Here is a 20,125-nt window from a genome sequence, read left to right as displayed (position 1 = left end):
AATTTCTGTGATTTAAAAATTCTCATCTTTAGTAGTTGAAAATTGTTTCACCAATGCCCCGCCATCTGCGGGAATTAAATTTCAAACCATGAGAAGAGAGAATTTATTTAGTATTTTATTTGGGCTGCTTTTTATGATGCCGAATTTTGTATTCGGACAAATTCCGAACTTAGGAGAGGCCACAAGTTTTGCACTTTTTACGGCTGCAGGAGCTTTTAATAATTTAGGTAATACTTCCATTGTCGGCGATATTGGAACAGATGTAGGAGCATTTTCAGGATTTCCTCCTGGAATTTTAGTAGGTGAAATACATGTTGCGGATGCTACCTCTGCCCAAGCTGCAACGGACGTTGATGTTGCATATAGTTATTTAAGTAGTCTCACTTGTGGAATGGTCATCGGAACTACCTTAGGAAATAATCAAGTTTTAACACCTAATATTTATTGTTTAGGAGCCGCTTCCAGTTTAAATGGTGATTTAATTTTAGATGGCGAAGGGGATCCAAATGCTATATTTATTTTTAAAATAAATGGTGCATTATCTACGAGTACTTTTTCTAATGTAGTGCTCCTTAATTCGGCGTCATTATGTAATGTTTATTGGCAAGTTAATGGTGCATTTGCTTTAGGTGATGGTAGTGTTTTTAGAGGTACATTGCTCGTTAATGGCGCCATTAGTTTATTAGAAGGATCTTCTTTATTAGGTAGAGCTTTGTCGAGAGCAGGTGCAATTTCACTTCATAATAATGTTGTAACCATTGGAATGGAGCCATTAGCACCTACGATCACCGCAAATGGTAGTACTTTATTATGTGAAGGGCAGTCTGTCATTTTATCTGGAAACATATGTGGTACCTGGAGCACAGGAGCAACTACTCCAACCATATCAGTGAATACAAGCGGCAATTATTTTGTTACCGTTTCGAATGGTTGTGGAACCGATGAATCAAATCATATTATAGTAACTGTAAATCCATTTCCTTTAGCAATAGTAGGACCAAATTCAACAATTTGTAATTCAAATAGTAATGGCAATAGTGTTATGCTTGGGGTAGCCCCGATTTCAGGACATACCTATCTGTGGACTCCAGCAATTGGTTTGAGTTCATCAACCATTGCAAATCCGTTAGCAAATCCATTTGTAACAACCATATACACATTAACCGAAACAATTACAGCCACAGCTTGTCAAAATACACATTCAGTTACCGTTACCGTAATTCCATTTCCGAATTGTATTATATCTGGTAATTCAACAATTTGTCAAGGACAATCTTCTCAATTATGTGCAACTACAGGTTCTGCAAATTATTTGTGGAGTACCGGATCAAGCTCAAATTGTATTATAATAAATACTGCTGGCACCTATTCAATAACGGTAACAAATTTTAATGGATGTAGCAGTGTATGCAGTCGGACGGTGTCTTATTCCCCTTCTTGTTTAATTACTGGAAATGGTATAATTTGCCAAGGTTCATCTACTTTATTAAGTGTACCAACAGGTTCAGGGAATACCTACCTCTGGAGTACAGGATCTACAAATTCAAATATTATCGTATCACAAGGCGGCAACTATTCCGTTACCGTAACAAATGGAACGTGTTCAAATGTTTGTACTAAATTAGTGACTGTTAATGCACTGCCAGCTTGCACCATCACTGGAAATACAATACTTTGCGAAGGCCAAACTGTTCAATTATGTGCAAGCTCTGGAGCTGCTTCATATTCATGGAGCACAGGAGCTAAAACAAATTGCATAACAGTAAGTACCGGAGGTAAATTTTTTGTTACAGTAACTGCTGCGAATGGCTGTAAAAGCACGTGCAGTAAAACCATTATTTTAAAACCAAATCCGAACTGTGTTATCACAGGAAATCTACATCCATGGAAAGGAAAAAGTACCACACTGTGTGCAACACCGGGTTTGGTAGCATATAAGTGGAGTACGGGATCAACAATTTGCTGTATCACCGTAAATACTTCTGGTACCTATGTTGTGACCACTACAAATGCAAATGGATGCACCAGCACTTGTTCTGCAACTGTAAGTTACCTATCTAAAGGTTCAACATCCAGGTCTGAAATTGAAATGGATACGATCTCCCTTGAAAATGGAAATATCGACGTTCATGTTTATCCAAATCCATTTAGTACAACAGCCATAATGTTATTTCAAAATACACTAGCAAGTTCCAAAATAACGATTGCATTATACAATGTAAGCGGTAATAAAATAAGTACTTTGTTTGATGGGACGGTGCAAAAGGATGTGACGTATTCGGTAGATTTAAGTTCTGAAAAGTTAATGGACGGGATTTATTTCTATAGAATTATAAATGGTACACAAATCATAAATCGAAAATTAATATTAATAAAATAGAGTTTAAAATAGTTACAGCAACTTCCTTCACCAGTGAAGGAAGTTTTTCTTTATTTGAGGTAAAATTATGACGAATAGCAAATGTTGCCCGTTAAAGTTTGATATGCAAATATATTTTTCGCTACCAATTTGTAATTGCAATTTATGGAATAGCTTCGATCGGCTAAAGTTTGTAATTAAAGCTGATTTTACTCGGTACAGAAATTTAATATTTTTCCTATTAAAACTGTGTAAAAAACGGTTTATATTTCATGTTATTTATTGTAATCAATTGATTTTCTGAGAAATATAATTTTTATACCAATAATTTTAAATTATTTCACTAAATTATTGAACGCCTTATTTCGTTTCCTTGTTATATATTATTGATCATCTATAAAATTTTAAATCATGAGTGCAGGAAAATTAGTTTTAGGGGTTTTAGTTGGATTTGCTGCAGGTGCAGCATTAGGTATTTTATTTGCTCCAGAGAAAGGTTCGTCATTAAGACATAAATTATCTCAAAAACGAGATGATTATATTGATGAATTAGAGAATAAATTCAATGAATTTGTGGAGAATGTCACAAATAAAATTGAAAAAGTACAGGACGATTTAAATGATGCCGCCGAAAATGGTAAACATAAAGTAGATGATTTTTCTAAAAAATTTACTTCGACTAAAGTTTAATTCTATAATTTTCTTACTTTGATTATTATAACAAATGTTTCTGTTTATTAAGATAATTTAGGATTATATACCAATTTTATAATATTATTAAATTAAAAGTATAATGGAGACTCCTGCGAGTTTAATAGAAACCTTGATTGATAAAGTGGAAGCATATGGCAAAAGTACATACGAACTTTCAAAGCTTAGATCTGTAGAAAAAACAACAAAAGTAGCAACGGTTCTGATTTCAAAAATCAGTTTTCTGCTTATGACAAGTATGTTTGTCTTTGTCTTTAGTTTAGGCGTTGCTTATTACTTAGGGGAACTTCTCGGAAAATTGTATTATGGATTTTTTATTGTGGCAGGCTTTTATTTGCTGTTAGCAATTATATTTCATTTCTATCTTCATAAGTGGATTAGAAAACCAGTAAGTGAATTGATTATTGAACAAGCACTTTAAAATACAGATTATGCAAGCAATAAATACATTAGATGAATTAAGGGAGGCAATTCGTAAATTGGAACTGCAGCATGAAGAAGAAGGTAAGCAATTAAGAAATCACTTTCAATTAACATATGAAAGTGTCAAACCGATTAATTTAATAAAAAGTACATTTAAAGATATAGCTGATTCGAAAGAAATGAGAAGTGACCTTCTTAATTCTTCTATCGGACTTGCTACAGGATATATTTCTAAAATATTATTTCAAGGGTTATCACACAGTCCATTAAGAAAGTTAGCAGGGACTGCTTTAATGTTTGGTATTTCTAGTATTGTGTCCAAACATCCTGATAAAATTAAAGACTTAGGCAAAGGATTATTTAATATTATTCGAGAAAAATGGGCAGAGAAGAAGCCTTGATTTTAATGATATCTTCTATTAAAGAATTATATTTCTATCACGTGTGTATTATTTAATTAGATATTTCAATTCCAAGCTTGAAATATTTGTCTAGGCTCATTGTATTCCACAGGAACTCTATAGAAGTCAAATTATCTTGCTAGCAAATATTTTTATATTATTTCTTTTTTTGGAGTATTTTGAAAGAAAATCAATTCATAATTGTAGTGTAAATTATGTAATTATTTCATCGTTTTTTGTAATTTATTGTCTATAGTAATCATCAATTTTGTTGGACCTAAATGCAAGCTTATTTAGCTTGTTGCTGTGGGCATAATAGGAGCTAACAGGGAATTCCTTTTTCTTTCAAAGGAGATCCTTTAATCTACATGATTTTTTTAATTTTAAATAAAGAATTGAATGAAATATTTGTTTAATAGGCAGCGTTATTTAGTGAAACCTAAAGGGTCTAATTTGGTTTTAATATTAATTTTATTTTCTATTCTTGCGGCCTGTAGATTTAACCAAAAGGCTGAAGATACGAAGGTAATTGCTCAGGAACAGAATGAAGCAAATATTATTGTCAAAAGCAAGGAACTGGATGCATTATTTCTTGTAAATGCTGCTGAGATTAATTTAGAGGAAGCACTATTAGGTAGGTTAGCGCAAAAAACAAGTACTTTGAGTTTTGTAAAAAAAGCAGCAAATATAATAGAAGTTCATCATGAGAAATATATGGTATCTTTAATAGAAATTTCAAAAAGCATAGCAATATTAATTCCTACAAATCCTACTGATAAAGCGCTAATACAATATAATGATTTAGGAATTAAATCTGGACCAGATTTTAATAAATGGTATTGTGAAAGATTAGTAAGGAGTCATTTAGTTGCTGTTGATATTTTCAAAGAAGCTACTTACCAAAGTTTTGATTTAGATATTCAAGCCTGGGCAATTTCAACGCTTGTGGATTTACAAGCAGATTCGGTTTTGGCACTGGATTGTCAGAGGGAGTTTGAGGAAAATTTGTAATTTTTTATATTTCATTTTCTAACATAGAATTTCTATTAAGCGGATCGTATGAATAGATGGCTAACTTTTAAACGGAAGTTTAGAAAATTGTTTAAATGGTGGGTCCTCTTGATTATCTGCATTTTGATTGTTTTTCGAATTTTATTACCGTATATATTACTGCGTTATGTCAATAATTCATTGGCAGATATGAAAGGCTATAATGGACATGTAAAAGATATTGATGTAAGACTCATAAGAGGTGCTTACTCTATAAAAGATATTCATATATGGGAAACGGATAGTGAAACTAAAGGAAAGGATTCGCTTCCTTTTTTTAAAGCAGCTATAATGGATCTTTCATTGGAATGGAAATCTCTGTTTCACCGGAGACTAACTGGTGAAATTTTAATGAATAAACCAATTATTATATTTCGAAATCATAAGTCGAATGCTTCTACTTTAAAGGGAGATACTGCAACATTTCATAAATTAATTCGTCAATTAATTCCACTTACTATAAATACCTTAAAATTTGACGATGGTGAAATTCATTATGTCGACAATTATTCAAAACCAAAAGTGGACATAGAAATGAATCATATCAAATGTACAGCCACCAATTTAACAAATGTTTTAAACAGCGATGTTTTACTTCCTGCCAAAATTGTTGGCAGTGGAAATTCCTATGGAGGAACGTTTACAACTACCATTAATTTGGATCCAATAAATAAGCATCCTACGTTTGATTTGAATGCAGAACTGAAAAACTTAGAATTGTCTCGAATAAATACATTTCTGAAAGCATACGGTAATTTTGATGTTGCAAAAGGTTCCTTTAATGTATATGCTGAATTTGCTGGTAGGGATGGCAGATTTAAAGGTTATATTAAACCATTATTGAAAGATCTTGATGTGGTTCAATGGAATAAGGAGGAAGGTAATTTCTTTCAAATAGTCTGGGAAACTATTGTAGCCAGTTTAGCTTCTGTATTGACGAATCAAAGTAAGGAGCAATTTGCAACGAAAATAAATATGGAAGGTGATTTTAAAAATACAGAAGTTGGTATATGGACTGCATTGAAATATGTCATTGTTAATGCCTATATTGAAGCATTGAAACCTAATTTAGATCATACTATTAGTATTAAAAATGCTAGTTTTAAGTCGGATAAGAAGAATTTTATTGAATCTATATTCGGCAAGCGTAACAAAGAAAAAAAATCTAATTAAGCTTGAAATTAAGAGCGGCATAAAGTGTTCCTTTATAAAAGTTGTTTAACATTATTTGTTCCCACAGGATGTATAGAAGCCATATTGGAAAGAAAAACAATTTGTAAATCTTGGCAGGAATTGTCTTTTGGATTTAATTTAATCTGGGTAATGTTCGGGAATAAGCAATATGGTAGAATTTTTAAACCTCTAGAAAGCACTGATTATATAATATAGTATTTTTTGGGTATAAGCGATTGGTTTAAACCGGCAACAAGCATGAACATATGTGATAGATGTAATAAATTGATTACTTTATGTAAGTTTAATATCTAATTCTTTCGATATTTTTGTATGGATAAATAAATGCTTGGGGTTTACACTTTATTTTCCTTTAGCTTGCCTATGAATACCACTTTGAAATTTCCTTTTTACGCTAAATTTGCCTTTATTGTTATTGGCTTGACTGCAGTTGTTTGTACTATGTATTTCGGGCAACATATTATTGTTCCTTTAATTTATGCAACCATCATAGCAATTTTATTAAATCCTTTGGTTAATTTGTTGGTGCGCAAGAATATAAATCGCGTAGTTGCCATTTCATTTGTAGTTTTTTTAGCAATCTTAGTAGTATTAAGTATAGTTTATCTTATTTCTGCTCAAATTACTTTATTTAATGATTCCTACCCATTATTGAAGGAACGATTTAATGAAATTTGGCTTCGTTTTATGCACTGGATATCTGTGCATTTTAATATCAAACCTGCGAGCATTAATAAATGGATAAAAAATTCACAGGAGGAAGCGGTTAATAATTTGGGTGGTGCAATTGGTCAAACTATTTTTATGATTAATAGCGTACTTGTAATTGTTGTTTTGTTGCCTGTATATTTATTCATGATCTTGTTTTATAAAAATTTGCTTTTAGAATTTGTAAGGCAACTTTTTAATGCAGAGCATCATGAAGCTGTTTTTGGTGTTTTGACAAATTCAAAGAAAATCATTCAAGTGTATCTGATTGGGTTGCTTTTTGAAGCTGCCATTATAGCAACATTGAACTCCTTGGGTTTATTTTTATTAGGAATTGAGTATGCAATTATTTTAGGAATTACAGGTGCTTTATTGAATGTTATTCCTTACATAGGCGGTGTTGTTGCAATTGCATTGCCAATGATAATTGCTTTTGTGACAAAGGATTCCTATAGTTATTCTGTCCTCGTTTTAATAATATATGTAATTATACAATTTGTTGATAATCATTTTATAATTCCGCATATAGTGGCTGCAAAAGTTAAATTAAATGCTTTGGTGTCAGTAATAGTGGTTTTAATAGGTGGGGCACTTTGGGGAATTCCTGGAATGTTTCTTTCAATCCCTCTAACAGCTATTGTGAAAGTAATATTTGATAATGTGGGTCCATTTAAACCATGGGGATTTTTATTGGGTAATGTTGTGCCTACTTCAAAAATGAAACTTTCATATATTAAAAAAAGAGTAATAAAATCTTAGATATGCATTTTTTATATTTGAATTATGAATGTGTCCTAAATTATAAATTAGTGATAATCTATTTTCCTCAATTAAACCAAATTTAAGGTACATCATAATGGAAGTGAAATTATGAATAGAATTATTAAAATAACCCAGATAGCAAAAGAGCATACCTTGGCTTTGACGGAAAAAACAATAGTTAAGCATAAGGAAACAAATTCATATTTAGCAGATGTTGGAGATGTTTATTTATTTATGGCTATGATTATTAGAAACACAATTACGTCTCATTTTGAGTTTAAAGAATTTTTGTTTCAATGTTATAGAATTGGATATAAAACCTTGCCGCTTATTTCTATTACGGGCACTATCATGGGCTTAGTTTTAACCATTCAATCCCGACCTGTTTTGATCGATTTTGGTGCTGTTTCTTTGCTTCCGGGTATGGTGGCAGTTTCATTAATAAGAGAAATGGGTCCTGTCATTACAGCACTTATTTGTGCCGGTAAAATTGGCTCCGGAATAGGTGCGGAATTGGGTTCAATGAAAGTAACCGAACAAATTGATGCAATGGAAGTTTCTGCTGCAAATCCAATTCGTTTTTTAGTCGTTACCCGAGTATTAGCTACAACATTAATGATACCCCTATTAATACTTTATGCTGATGCACTTGGAATTATAGGTAGTTGGGCTGGAGCTAATATTAAGGGGGATGTTTCATTTATTTTGTTTTTTTCTCAGGCGTTTAGTCATGTTGAATTCATCGATTTTTTACCAGCAGTGGTTAAGTCCTTTTTATTTGGAGCTGTAATCGGAATTGTTGGTTGTTATAAAGGTTACAATGCTGGAAGGGGTACAGAAGATGTTGGTAAAGCCGCTAATTCTGCAGTTGTATTAGGATCCCTTTTAGTGATTATTATGGATATGATTGCTGTGCAAATAACAGATATGATAATATCATGAGTGGAATCTTAGCTTTAGAACCTAATCAGACTATTAACATTTCGAATGATCCTAAGTCTGTAATCGAAATAGTTAATTTAAAAAAATCATTTGGTAGTCAAGAAGTTATTAAAAATGTTTCTTTGAAACTTTTTAATGGTGAAAATTTGGTAGTACTTGGCAAGTCAGGAACTGGTAAGTCAGTTTTGATAAAATGTATTGTTGGATTATTAAATTTTGATTCCGGCAATATTTCAGTTTTTGGAAAAGACGTAAGTAAATTAAGTTTAGCTGAGTTGAATAAATTAAGAGAAGATATCGGTTTTTTGTTTCAGAGTGGTGCCCTGTATGATTCTATGACAGTAAAGCAAAATCTTGAATTTCCGTTGCGAAGAATCAAGAGAAATTTATCAGAGAAAGAAATTTCGATAAAAGTTGAAACTGTTTTAGAGAGTGTTGGATTATTAGATGCATTACATAAAAGACCTTCACAGCTTTCAGGTGGAATGAAAAAAAGAATTAGTTTGGCACGTACAATTATTGTAGACCCTAAAATTATACTTTATGATGAGCCCACCACAGGTTTAGATCCTGAAACAGCTTTTGAAATAAGTACTTTAATCAATAAAGTTAAAGATCAATATAAAACATCTTCAATCATTATAACACATGATATTAATTGTGCAAAATTGACAGCCAACAGAATCTTAATGATTAAAGATGGAGAAGTTTATAAAGAAGGACTTCTAAAGGAGTTTGAACAGTCGACCGATGAATCAATTCATTCGTTTTTTAGGTAACTGTAATTGTTTAATAAAATGAAATATGCAAATGGATACAAATACACAAAAGTTTAAAGTTCGACTTGGACTTTTCATTGTTGGTGGCTTAGGCCTTTTCGTTGTAGCGATTTTCTTGATTGGAAGGCAAAAAAATTTGTTTGACCCGGTATTTAAAATTACAACCAATTTTTATAATGTAAGTGGACTCTTGGTAGGTAACAATATTCGCTTTTCAGGTGTTAATGTTGGTACTGTTGGTAATATTGATATATTGAATGATTCTACGGTCAAAGTCGATATGTTAATAAAAAAAGATGTTCGAAGATTTATTAAAGAGGATAGTGAGGTAGCTATTGGTTCTGAAGGGTTAATTGGGGATCGACTATTGATTATTACACAAGGTAGTACCGAAGCGAGTGAAGTTTTGGAAGGGCAACACCTGCTTTCAAAAGAGCCAGTTGAAACAGATGCTATCATGTCAAGTCTTAAAATAACAGCTGAAAATGCTGAAGTTATATCGCAGGAACTTGCTGAAATCATGCTCAAAGTCAATACTGGAAATGGAACTTTGGGTCGTTTGATACAAGACTCTACGATTGCAGAGAATTTTAATCAAACAATTTTGAATCTCAAAAGAAGTTCTAAGGGATTGGATGAGAATATGGAAGCGGCCAAGCATAATTTTTTGTTAAAAGGTTATTTTAACAAAAAGGAAAAACTTGCGCTTAAGAAGAAGAAAGCGGCTATGGATGAGGCAAGGAAGCTAAAAAATAATTAATTCTCAAATCTTTGAGATAAGTAGTTATTTTTATATATTATTTGGATGATGGCAAAGTAATGTAGAATTTATGAAATTGAAATCAAAAGTGATTGGATCTGATTGTAAAATCTCCGTGAATGGTATAAGTATTTGTTATGATGACTTTGGAACGGGAAATATTCCAATTATTTTTATTCATGGCTTTCCATTTGACAAATCAACTTGGCGTAAACAAATGGATTATTTCAATGCTAACTATCGTGTGATTTCTTATGACATACGTGGTTTTGGTAAATCTACCAGCAATAAGGAAATTCATAGTATTGACCTATATGCTGACGATTTAATTGAATTTATGGATGTTTTAAAAATCGAGAAGGCCATAATATGTGGTTTGTCTATGGGAGGATATATCACGATGAATGCTGTTTGTCGCTTTCCAGGTAGATTTCAAGCAGTTATCCTTTGTGATACACAATGTATTGATGATACCCCGGAGATAAAACTTAAACGTAGCCAAACAATTTCTCAAATTAAAGCTGGTAAAGTCAAATTATTTGCTGATAATTTTGTGAATAGTATATTTAGCACACAAACTTTGGAATCCAAAACGGAACTCGTTGAAGAAATAAGAAGTCTTATTTATGGCACATCGGCAGCTGCCATTATAGGAGCTTTGAATGCAATTGCACAAAGAGAAGATGTATGCAATGAATTGAAGGCTTTAACCTTACCTGTTTTGATTTTATGTGGTGAAGAAGATTTATTAACTCCGCCATCTCAATCGGAAATTATGAATGCTATGATACTAAATTCAAAGTTGGAAATGATTGATCATGCTGGTCATTTATCAAATCTTGAAAAACCAAATGATTTTAATCTAAAAATAGCTAATTTTGTTCTTGGCTTAAAAGGTATGTAAGAAGTAGTTTTTAAATTGAATGTCTACTTTGCAATGTAGTTTATTTTGAGAACAGATATTTTTTATTTTATCAATTGGCAGATGAAATTTTGGATTCATATCGTGGTTGGTGTTTATCTACTTATACTCAATACAGAAGTATATGCTCAGCAAGTGCCTTCAAAAGAAGATTCATTAAAATTTTATAATAACTTAGAATCCTATTCTAAAAAACACAAATTTGCTAAATTATTTTATCATCTAGTTTTCAAATCTCCTGCACCAACATTAAAAAGAAATGATGTTAAAAAAATACCAGCGAAAATTAAAAAGCAGAAGTCCTATAAGTTTTTTGAAGGTAAAGTAATTCGGAAAATTAAAATTGAAACATTGGATCCATTTGAATATTCATTGTTGAATGTTTCAGAATTGCCACATTCATGGTTTGCTAAAGCTGGAAATAAAATTCACTTTAAATCACAGTATATTACGATTCGAAATTTACTTTTGATTCGCCAAAACCAACTTTTTGATTCCTTGCAAGTGAAGGAATCTGAACGGTTGATTCGGAGTCAAAATTTTGTTCAAGATGTTTTATTTTATGTGACAAGGACCTCAAATAAATCTGATTCTGTAGATATAGTAATTCGGGTTCTTGATAGTTGGAGTATTATACCAAAGGTTTCGATTTCTTCTAAGCGAATTGCAGTTGATTTAACTGATAAAAATATAATTGGATTGGGTCACACGTTTCAGAATGGGATTAGCTGGAACCACACAACAGGAAATAATGCTTTCAATACCAACTATACAATACCGAATATTTATAACACCTATATTAAGACGGTTTTGCATTATGGGGTGGATGAATATGAAAATTTTAGTAGAAGTTTAATTATCGAAAGGCCATTCTACTCGCCTTTAGCAAAATGGGCTGCCGGGTTTTTAATGTCTCAACAGTATCGGCGGGATTCTGTAATTTATCATGGTTTAGCTTATTTTCCATTTAATCTTAAATATAATACAGGAGATTTTTGGGCAGGAAAGGCCATTCAATTATTTAAGGGTAATTCAGAATCTGCTCGTACGCGTAATTTAATATTAGCATCTAGATATTATAGAGTTCGATATTTAAAGCAACCTGATTCCTTAATTGATACGTTCAGAATTCATACGGATGAGAATTTTTATATGGCTTCCATTGGAATATCATCCCGTAACTATATAAGAGATGAATATATTTTTAATTATGGTATAGCAGAGGATGTACCGGTAGGTAGTGTTTATAGTATTACTTCTGGATTCCAACAAAAGAATGATATAAATCGTTTTTATTTGGGTTTTCGATATTCTGTAGGAAATTATCATCCTTGGGGTTATTTTGGATATAATTTTGAATATGGCAGTTTTTTTAAAAAGAATCATGCTGAACAAGGTATGTTATCAGCAAGTTTTTATTATTTCACTAGATTATTTGAATTCGGTAATTGGAAATTACGTCAATTTGTTAAACCAGAAATTTTAATTGGGATTAATCGATTTGCTTATGAAAATTTGACATTGAATGAAGGAACAGGTTTAGATGGATTTAACAGTAGTAATTTGTTAGGAGCGAGTCGTTTTCTATGTACGTTTCAATCGCAATTCTATGCTCCTTGGAATTTCATAGGCTTTCATTTCGGACCTTATATTAATTTGTCATTGGGAATGCTTGGAACATCTGCAACAGGATTAAAAAAGAGCAATTTGTATTCTCAGTTAGGGCTTGGAGTTTTGATTAAAAATGAACATTTAGTATTTAGCACATTTCAATTATCGGTATCATTTTTTCCAGTAATACCAGGTCAAGGCCAGGATATTTTTAAAATAAATTCTATTCAAACGACTGATTTTGGATTTCGGGATTTTGTGATTGATAAGCCTTCTGGTTTATTATTCAAGTGATTTATCAACTTATTTATTAACAGGAAGTATTAATATATTATGGAATTAAGAAAAATGCACACAAATTTCTTTTATTTAATGAAAGCAAGTTTTCATGAATTTATAGAGGACGATGCAATTAAACTAAGTGCTTCATTGTCTTATTATACGATTTTTTCATTGCCACCGTTGTTAATTATCATCATTAGTTTATGTGGTATATTTTTTGGAGAAGAGGCTGTTCGTGGTGAATTATTCGGCCAAATTAATGGCTTAGTGGGTAATAATGTAGCGCTTCAAATTCAAGAAACAATTAAGAATGTAAAACTATCCAATGCAAATACATTTGCTACCACTGTTGGGGTGTTTATATTATTGGTAGGTGCTTCTGGTGTTTTTTCTGAGATACAGGATTCTTTAAATTATATCTGGGGCATCAAAGCAAAACCAAAACGGGCTTTTTTAAAATTTCTTAAAAATCGCTTGATGTCGTTTTCTATGATTGGATCCGTAGGTTTTTTACTTATGGTGGGTTTAATTGTGAATGCATTAATGGATATTATGAGTAAACGTTTAGCTAATTATTTTCCTAAGGATACTGTCTATTTATTTTATGGTATTAATATAATTATTGTATTTCTGATAATTACACTATTGTTTACTGTTATTTTTAAAGCTTTACCAGATGGCAAAATTGTTTTACGGGATTGTATTATTGGCGCATCTTTCACTGCATTTCTTTTTATGATTGGTAAATTTGCTATCGGGGCTTATCTTAGCAGTTCTGCGATTGCATCTGTTTATGGAGCAGCAGGTTCTGTAATTTTAATATTGGTTTGGGTTTACTATTCTGCAATAATTCTGTATTTTGGAGCTGAATTTACAAAGGTTTATGCGATCACACATGGACAGAAAATAGTGCCCTATAAGTATTCTGTTCAGATAATCAAAGGATCTTAATTAGGGGTGTTATTATTTTTCTTCGATTTTGCTAAGTTTGAATCGATCGATTTCAATTTAATAGTGTTATGTTTATAATTGGTGGTTTTGAATGGGGGTGTAAAAAGCCGATGTTTTGTTTAAAATAAGAAATAGAAAAAGCCACCTTTTCAGGCAGCTTTTAATATTAACAATAAAGCAATATGTTATCTTAATCTATATCCTAGTGAAAGTCCGAAACCAGTATTTTTTATAGCTGTTTTGTCATTCACGGATCCTTCATATTCTGGATTTATTTTTGTAAGTCCAAGTTGTGCATTTAACTGAAATGAAATTTTGTTACTAAATTCATAACCAATTAAGATATTTGCACCAAAGTCAAGGGGCCTTAAGTATGTTGTATTTATTGGGTCAGTTATATTTACTTTATTTTGAAACTTGATATCTCCATTTAAACTGGATAAGTTTCCATCATATTTTAAGCTACCATTAATTCCATATCCAACATAGGGTCCAAAGCCAAGTAATAAATGGCCCATTCCTAATGCAGGTTTATATAAGAAATTCAAGGGAAGCTCTAGGTACCCAATGCTAATGGTGCTTTTGATTGGTTGACCTAAAATTTCTTCATTGTTTTTAGCTCCTTTTGTGCTGTAAAGGAGACCAGTTTGAAAATAGAACTCTGGTGCAATTGGGATATCTAGTGTCAAACCTCCATGAAATCCGATTAATAAATCATTCTTAAGAGTGTTGTCAATTGCATTTTTGCCATTAATATTTTGAAAGTTTACACCAGCTCGAATTCCGAATCCAAATCCTGAATTTTCAGTTGTTGCTTGTGATTGAAGGCAAATTGTAGTTTTAAATATAATTAGTAATACGATTACAATATTTTTCATAGTTAGTATTTTATTTTATATTATTTTTATTTAATAAATTTAATTAATTATTACTAGAGGTGGTTGCTTCTTTTGCCGAGTCATTTTTCATTTTTTCATTTGCAGATACCAAAAACTCGACACGACGATTTTGAGCTTGTCCATTTTTTTCATTATTTGAATATTTTGGTTCGCTTTCTCCAAATCCTTTTATACTTAGTCGCGAGTTAGAAATATTTGTTGCAGCTAAATATTTTGAAACGGATTTGGCTCTGTTTTTTGATAATTTATTATTATATTTTTTGGTTCCGCTATTGTCAGTATGTCCTTGTATTTCAATATTTGTGTCAGGATATTTTTGGAGAATGGTAACTAGCTTAGAAAGGTTTGTGCGGGCATCAGAAGTTAGTTCGTATTTGTCAAAATCAAATAAAATTTGACTATTGAATTCAATTACAATCCCTTCACCGACACGATCTATTTTAGCATCTGGAATATCTTTTTTTAATTCTTCGGCTTGCTTATCCATTTTTCGTCCAATAACAGCACCCGTTACCCCGCCAACTGTGGCTCCTATAATGGCACCTAAAACGGTATTTCCAGCGGCTTTGCCAATTACGGCACCTGCTGCTGCGCCACCAGCCGTACCAACGGCTGCACCTTTCTGTGTTTTATTCCAGCTTGAACAACTGATCGTTAGAATGGAGAGTATAACAAAACTAATTTGTGAAATTTTCATTTGTATTTAATTTTACTTTATTATTTATAAAAAATATATTGTGCTTTTGTATTTCAGATGATTCCGTATTTTCTATATTCAAATCGCTTTATAGGCAATTGCTATTTTATAAAAGGCGTTTTCTAATATGTATAATTTAATTATTTTTTGCTTTATTTTTTAGCAGTTTTATAGTACTTCATAGCTTGTGGCATATTGGCTTTCAATTTTTCTATTCTAGTTTTGTCTGATGGGTGACTACTTAAAAATTCAGGTGGTTTTGATGAACCCGTGGAAGCCATTCTTTGCCAAAATGGGATCGCTTCATTTGGGTCATATCCAGCCATTGCAGCAAAGTAAAGTCCATATTGGTCTGCCTCATTTTCTTCTTTTCTGGAAAACGGTAAAATGGCTCCAACAGTACTTCCTATTCCATAAGCAGCTAGATATAAATTTTGTGTTTCCACTGGTTTGCTTGATAATGCGACTTGCAATGCTGTGCCACCTAATTGTTGTAATAATCCTTGACTCATGCGTTCACTTCCATGCTGTGCTACGGCATGTGCAATTTCATGACCCAGCACAATGGCTAATGCATTTTCATTTTTAGTTATTGGCAAAAGACCCGTGTATACAACTACTTTGCCACCTGGCATGCACCATGCGTTAACATCATTATTTTCAACCAAATTAAATTCCCATTTATAACCTTCCAAAATGGATGTTTGACCTTTGCTGTCATAATAGGTTTTTATTCCGTTGGCAATTTTAGTTCCAACACGTTTTACCATTTCGGCATTTTTATTTGAACTCGTACTGAGCACCTTGTTTGTACTTAAAAAGTTTGTATATTCCTTTAGAGCCATTACCTGCAATTCAGATTCCGATACAAGATTTAATTGTTTTCGTCCTGTTACAAGATTTTTTGTGCAGCTAAATGCAACGAGAAGAAGCATGAAGAAGCATATGGGTTTCTTTATTTTAAAGTAATTATTTAGTAAATGATTATTAAAATTCATTTTGAGACATTTTCTTGTTTGAACAAAATTTTAACACCTGCAAATTTCAGGACTAGAATCATTAAGCAGTTGTAATATTTTAATTATTTGTTGTATGATTTCCATGTTTAGAGGTTTTGATTAGTACTTGGCTATTGTTTTTTTTTGATTTATCTTAATAAATCCACGGGATTCATTATTTTATAAATTTTAATATGAAATTTTTAGTTATTGGAATTTTATTGATTTATAAATTTTGAAATTGTAGATATAATTTTAGAAACATCTTTTTCATATAATTATTTATATGTGAATTATGTAACATCCAATTGTATTCTTGTAACGACAAACATTTTCTGGTTCTCAACTTTGTGTTGTGAAAATATTTTCACGAAGTCTCCGCCAAGTTGCGGATGTTAAAATCAATATTATGAATATAAAAACCCTATTGTTAAACATTGCAATAGTTGGCGTGGCTTTAATAGATGGATGCAAAAAAGATGATTTTACAGAAATCGTTGGTTTGTGTCCAATTGTAATTTCTACAAATCCAACAGACGGGGCAACTGGAGTGCCATTGAATCAAATTATTACCGTAACATTTAATAAGGAGATGAATCCAGCAACTATTGACTTGAATTCATTAACGATTATTGGAATATCTCCTGTAGGCGGGACGATTTCATATAGTGGACTGACTGCAACTTTTACACCGGGTAGTCTGCTTCAAGAAAATACAACCTATACAGGTCGTGTAACACGGGCAGTTAAAGACACTGTCGGAAATGCTTTACAAGTGGATTATGTTTGGACGTTTACCACAGGTATAACGATGGCACCCTTAGTAATTATTACAGATCCATTTGGTGGTGAAACAGGGGTCGTATTGGATAAAGTAATTTCGGCAACATTTAGCATGCCGATGGATCCTTTGACCATCAGTGAAATTTGTTTTTTAATTAAAAATGGTAGCATTGCAGTTGAAGGTACAGTGAGTTACTCAGGGAATAAAGCAACATTTATCCCGACATTTTCATTAGATGCAAATACAGTTTATACAGGTATTCTTACAACAAGAATAAAAAATACTACTGGAACTTCGCTTGCTAGCGACTATATCTGGAATTTTACAACCTTGGCATTAACTCCACCAACGGTGATTTCAACAGATCCATTTAACAATGAAACAAATGTAGCATTATCTAAGAAAATTTCTGCAACCTTTAGTGTTTCAATGAATCCAACTTCGATAACTAATTCGAATTTTACTATTAAGCAGGGTGCTGTTGCGATTCCAGGAGTGGTTAGTTATTCTGGCCTTACCGCAGTTTTTACACCAACGAATCCTTTACTTTCAAATACTACGTATACCGCTACTATTAGCGGTGCAGTAAAGAATTTGGTCGGTACTCTTATGGGAAATGATTATACATGGATTTTTAGTACAGGTACCATCGTTGTACCTACTGTTATATCAACAGATCCATCGAATAATGCAACCGGTGTTTTACTTGATAAAATAATCACTGCAACTTTTAGTACGCAAATGAATCCATTGACAATAAATACATCTAGTTTTATTATTAAAGAGGGTTCCAACATAGTTCAAGGTAGTGTTTCTTACCTTGGTACGAAGGCAACATTTATTCCCATAAATTCGCTTAAGCCCAATACTATTTATACTGGAACGATTACTACAAGTGTCAAAAATTTAGCAGGTACATCCATTGCGAATAATTATATTTGGACATTCACAACAGTAAATAATATTCCACCTACAGTTATTTCTACGGATCCTTCAAATAACGCAACCGAAGTTGCACTATCTAAGATTATAACAGCAAAATTTAGTGTGGCAATGGATCCTACATCTATAAATGCAAGTACTTTCATTTTAAGACAAGGCACTAGTGTTATAAATGGTACCATCCTCTATTCTGGTACAACAGCAACTTTTATTCCTTCTGCCAATTTAAAACCAAATACACTCTATACAGCTACCATTACAACTGGTGTTAAGAATGTTTTTGGAATTGCAATGGCAGCTAATTATATCTGGACATTCACAACGGTAACGGTTCCTGCACCCACAGTAATATCTACCGATCCTTTAAATAACGCTACTTCTGTTGTCCTAAATAAAATAATTAAAGCCAATTTTAGCACACAAATGGATGCTTCTACAATTAATACGAATAGTTTTACTTTGAAAGAAGGAATTAACGTAATAACAGGTATTGTTTCTTACAATGGTATTACAGCAAGTTTTTCTCCATCTGCAGCACTTAAATCTAACACGATTTATACGGCTACCATTACAACTTTAGCAAAGAATGTTGCGGGTGTTGCACTTGCTGCTAATTATGTATGGACGTTTACTACATTAACGGTTTCTCCACCAACGGTCATCGTTACCGATCCTTTAAATAACGCTACAGGAGTGCCGTTAAATAAAATTATTTCAGCTGGCTTTAGTACCCAAATGGATCCATTGACAATTACAAATACTACATTTACAATTAAACATAATGGAATATCAGTTCTTGGAGTTGTTACCTATGCAGGCACTACAGCTACGTTTACCCCAAGTATTCCTTTAATTGCAAATACAATTTATTCAGGGACTATAACTACTGGAGTAAAAAACACCTCTGGTATTTCACTCGAGAATGATTACATATGGTCATTTACTACCTTAATGTTGGCACCTCCAATGGTGACATCAACGATTCCATTGAATAATGAAATTTCAGTTGTTTATGATCAGACATTAGAAGCAAATTTTAATATGCCTATGGACCCATTAACTATTAATGGAACTAGTTTTTTATTATCATATGGAAATATTCCGGTTTCAGGAACAATATCATATTCTGGTTTGAAAGCTTCATTTAATCCAACGAATAATCTAATCCCTAATACACTTTATAAAGCGACTATAACAACCGCTGTGAAAAATCTTGCAGGCGTAGCTTTGGTGAATGATTATGTATGGACATTTACGACAAAAACATCAGGTGGTGCTCCTTTCGTTGATCTTAAATCGGTTGCACGATTTGGAATAATTGCAGGAGTCGGAGTAAGTAATAATGCAGGATTTAGTGAAATCCATGATATGGATATAGGCATTAGTCCAGGGGTGAGATCGTCAGTTACAGGGTTTCCTCCAGGCATTGTTGTGAATGGTGCGATTTATGCTTCAGATGATGTATCACCACCAGGAGTTGCAGCCATGTTGATTCAAGCAAAAAATGATTTAACAGCTGCGTATAATTTTGCAAAAGGCGCTTCAATTCCAGCACCCAATGTTGTTTCTGGTGATCAAGGTGGAAAAACATTAGCTCCGGGTATTTATAAATCAAATTCATCCTTATTAATAGCTAATGGAGATTTAACATTGGATGCTCAAGGTGATCCAAATGCTGTTTGGATATTCCAGGTTGCATCGAGCTTTACAACGATTGGTGGAGCAGGTGGCAATATCATACTTAGTGGAGGTGCACAACCTAATAATGTTTTCTGGCAAGTTGGAAGTTCTGCTACCATAGGTGACTTTACTTCTTTTCAAGGAAATATTTTAGCATTAACTTCTGTAACAATGAATTCAGGTGCAACAGCTGAGGGGAGAATGCTTTGCATTAATGGAGCCATTGTATTGACTAGTACAAACATTATCAACAAACCTTAAAAATTAAAT

General features: G+C 32.4%; 17 protein-coding genes. 14 read left to right on the top strand and 3 right to left on the bottom strand.

Annotated elements, in window-relative coordinates:
• Positions 1-88 precede the first annotated feature (88 nt).
• The 13 genes from IPO86_12165 (at position 89) to IPO86_12105 (ending at position 13,855) form a co-directional block, all read left to right on the top strand.
• The gene (locus tag IPO86_12165; protein MBK9728861.1) at positions 89-2,380 is read left to right on the top strand and encodes a DUF3494 domain-containing protein; all 2,292 of its coding nucleotides are present in this window, start codon (positions 89-91) and stop codon (positions 2,378-2,380) included.
• Positions 2,381-2,770: 390 nt separating this feature from the next.
• Complete coding sequence (locus tag IPO86_12160; GenBank protein MBK9728860.1) at positions 2,771-3,049, top strand: YtxH domain-containing protein; 279 nt, start codon at positions 2,771-2,773, stop codon at positions 3,047-3,049.
• Positions 3,050-3,152: 103 nt separating this feature from the next.
• On the top strand, positions 3,153-3,491 hold the full coding sequence (locus IPO86_12155; protein ID MBK9728859.1) for a hypothetical protein: 339 nt from the start codon (positions 3,153-3,155) through the stop codon (positions 3,489-3,491).
• Between the two features lie 10 nt (positions 3,492-3,501).
• Positions 3,502-3,894, top strand: a complete 393-nt coding sequence (locus IPO86_12150; protein MBK9728858.1) for a hypothetical protein — start codon at positions 3,502-3,504, stop codon at positions 3,892-3,894.
• Between the two features lie 399 nt (positions 3,895-4,293).
• The gene (locus tag IPO86_12145; protein ID MBK9728857.1) at positions 4,294-4,905 is read left to right on the top strand and encodes a DUF4142 domain-containing protein; all 612 of its coding nucleotides are present in this window, start codon (positions 4,294-4,296) and stop codon (positions 4,903-4,905) included.
• Positions 4,906-4,953: 48 nt separating this feature from the next.
• Positions 4,954-6,117 carry a DUF748 domain-containing protein gene (locus IPO86_12140; protein ID MBK9728856.1) on the top strand — a complete coding sequence of 388 codons (1,164 nt, stop codon included), beginning with the start codon at positions 4,954-4,956 and terminating at the stop codon, positions 6,115-6,117.
• Positions 6,118-6,501: 384 nt separating this feature from the next.
• The gene (locus tag IPO86_12135) at positions 6,502-7,605 is read left to right on the top strand and encodes an AI-2E family transporter (GenBank protein ID MBK9728855.1); all 1,104 of its coding nucleotides are present in this window, start codon (positions 6,502-6,504) and stop codon (positions 7,603-7,605) included.
• A gap of 237 nt (positions 7,606-7,842) precedes the next feature.
• On the top strand, positions 7,843-8,550 hold the full coding sequence (locus tag IPO86_12130; GenBank protein ID MBK9728854.1) for an ABC transporter permease: 708 nt from the start codon (positions 7,843-7,845) through the stop codon (positions 8,548-8,550).
• Positions 8,547-9,329, top strand: a complete 783-nt coding sequence (locus IPO86_12125) for an ATP-binding cassette domain-containing protein (protein ID MBK9728853.1) — start codon at positions 8,547-8,549, stop codon at positions 9,327-9,329. Before IPO86_12130 ends, IPO86_12125 begins: the two co-directional genes overlap by 4 nt.
• Before the next feature lie 31 nt (positions 9,330-9,360).
• Positions 9,361-10,089, top strand: coding sequence for an MCE family protein (locus tag IPO86_12120; GenBank protein ID MBK9728852.1), 729 nt, complete (start codon positions 9,361-9,363; stop codon positions 10,087-10,089).
• Between the two features lie 70 nt (positions 10,090-10,159).
• Complete coding sequence (locus IPO86_12115; GenBank protein MBK9728851.1) at positions 10,160-10,993, top strand: alpha/beta hydrolase; 834 nt, start codon at positions 10,160-10,162, stop codon at positions 10,991-10,993.
• An 81-nt stretch (positions 10,994-11,074) separates the two neighbouring features.
• Positions 11,075-12,916 (top strand): hypothetical protein, encoded by a 1,842-nt coding sequence (locus tag IPO86_12110; GenBank protein MBK9728850.1) that lies wholly within the window; start codon positions 11,075-11,077, stop codon positions 12,914-12,916.
• Between the two features lie 39 nt (positions 12,917-12,955).
• Complete coding sequence (locus tag IPO86_12105; protein MBK9728849.1) at positions 12,956-13,855, top strand: YihY/virulence factor BrkB family protein; 900 nt, start codon at positions 12,956-12,958, stop codon at positions 13,853-13,855.
• Between the two features lie 185 nt (positions 13,856-14,040).
• On the opposite strand, the gene IPO86_12100 is transcribed toward IPO86_12105, so the two are convergent.
• The 3 genes from IPO86_12100 to IPO86_12090 form a co-directional block, all read right to left on the bottom strand.
• Positions 14,041-14,733, bottom strand: coding sequence for a PorT family protein (locus tag IPO86_12100; protein ID MBK9728848.1), 693 nt, complete (start codon positions 14,731-14,733; stop codon positions 14,041-14,043).
• A 43-nt stretch (positions 14,734-14,776) separates the two neighbouring features.
• Positions 14,777-15,451, bottom strand: coding sequence for an OmpA family protein (locus IPO86_12095; protein MBK9728847.1), 675 nt, complete (start codon positions 15,449-15,451; stop codon positions 14,777-14,779).
• 152 nt (positions 15,452-15,603) lie between these two features.
• Positions 15,604-16,386, bottom strand: a complete 783-nt coding sequence (locus IPO86_12090; GenBank protein MBK9728846.1) for a M48 family metallopeptidase — start codon at positions 16,384-16,386, stop codon at positions 15,604-15,606.
• A gap of 472 nt (positions 16,387-16,858) precedes the next feature.
• Between IPO86_12090 and IPO86_12085 the strand changes: the two genes are divergently transcribed.
• Positions 16,859-20,116: an Ig-like domain-containing protein gene (locus IPO86_12085; GenBank protein ID MBK9728845.1), complete on the top strand. Its 3,258-nt coding sequence runs from the start codon at positions 16,859-16,861 to the stop codon at positions 20,114-20,116.
• Positions 20,117-20,125 lie beyond the last annotated feature (9 nt).

Source organism: Saprospiraceae bacterium, from assembly GCA_016717265.1.
Lineage (GTDB): Bacteria > Bacteroidota > Bacteroidia > Chitinophagales > Saprospiraceae > Vicinibacter.
This window is presented reverse-complemented; position numbering and strand designations above follow the sequence as displayed.

Coding starts and splice junctions, on each gene's coding strand:
- IPO86_12165 (MBK9728861.1), top strand. CDS start 89: ATGAGAAGAGAGAATTTATTTAGTATTTTATTTGGGCTGCTTTTTATG.
- IPO86_12160 (MBK9728860.1), top strand. CDS start 2,771: ATGAGTGCAGGAAAATTAGTTTTAGGGGTTTTAGTTGGATTTGCTGCA.
- IPO86_12155 (MBK9728859.1), top strand. CDS start 3,153: ATGGAGACTCCTGCGAGTTTAATAGAAACCTTGATTGATAAAGTGGAA.
- IPO86_12150 (MBK9728858.1), top strand. CDS start 3,502: ATGCAAGCAATAAATACATTAGATGAATTAAGGGAGGCAATTCGTAAA.
- IPO86_12145 (MBK9728857.1), top strand. CDS start 4,294: ATGAAATATTTGTTTAATAGGCAGCGTTATTTAGTGAAACCTAAAGGG.
- IPO86_12140 (MBK9728856.1), top strand. CDS start 4,954: ATGAATAGATGGCTAACTTTTAAACGGAAGTTTAGAAAATTGTTTAAA.
- IPO86_12135 (MBK9728855.1), top strand. CDS start 6,502: ATGAATACCACTTTGAAATTTCCTTTTTACGCTAAATTTGCCTTTATT.
- IPO86_12130 (MBK9728854.1), top strand. CDS start 7,843: ATGGCTATGATTATTAGAAACACAATTACGTCTCATTTTGAGTTTAAA.
- IPO86_12125 (MBK9728853.1), top strand. CDS start 8,547: ATGAGTGGAATCTTAGCTTTAGAACCTAATCAGACTATTAACATTTCG.
- IPO86_12120 (MBK9728852.1), top strand. CDS start 9,361: ATGGATACAAATACACAAAAGTTTAAAGTTCGACTTGGACTTTTCATT.
- IPO86_12115 (MBK9728851.1), top strand. CDS start 10,160: ATGAAATTGAAATCAAAAGTGATTGGATCTGATTGTAAAATCTCCGTG.
- IPO86_12110 (MBK9728850.1), top strand. CDS start 11,075: ATGAAATTTTGGATTCATATCGTGGTTGGTGTTTATCTACTTATACTC.
- IPO86_12105 (MBK9728849.1), top strand. CDS start 12,956: ATGGAATTAAGAAAAATGCACACAAATTTCTTTTATTTAATGAAAGCA.
- IPO86_12100 (MBK9728848.1), bottom strand. CDS start 14,733: ATGAAAAATATTGTAATCGTATTACTAATTATATTTAAAACTACAATT.
- IPO86_12095 (MBK9728847.1), bottom strand. CDS start 15,451: ATGAAAATTTCACAAATTAGTTTTGTTATACTCTCCATTCTAACGATC.
- IPO86_12090 (MBK9728846.1), bottom strand. CDS start 16,386: ATGCTTCTTCTCGTTGCATTTAGCTGCACAAAAAATCTTGTAACAGGA.
- IPO86_12085 (MBK9728845.1), top strand. CDS start 16,859: ATGAATATAAAAACCCTATTGTTAAACATTGCAATAGTTGGCGTGGCT.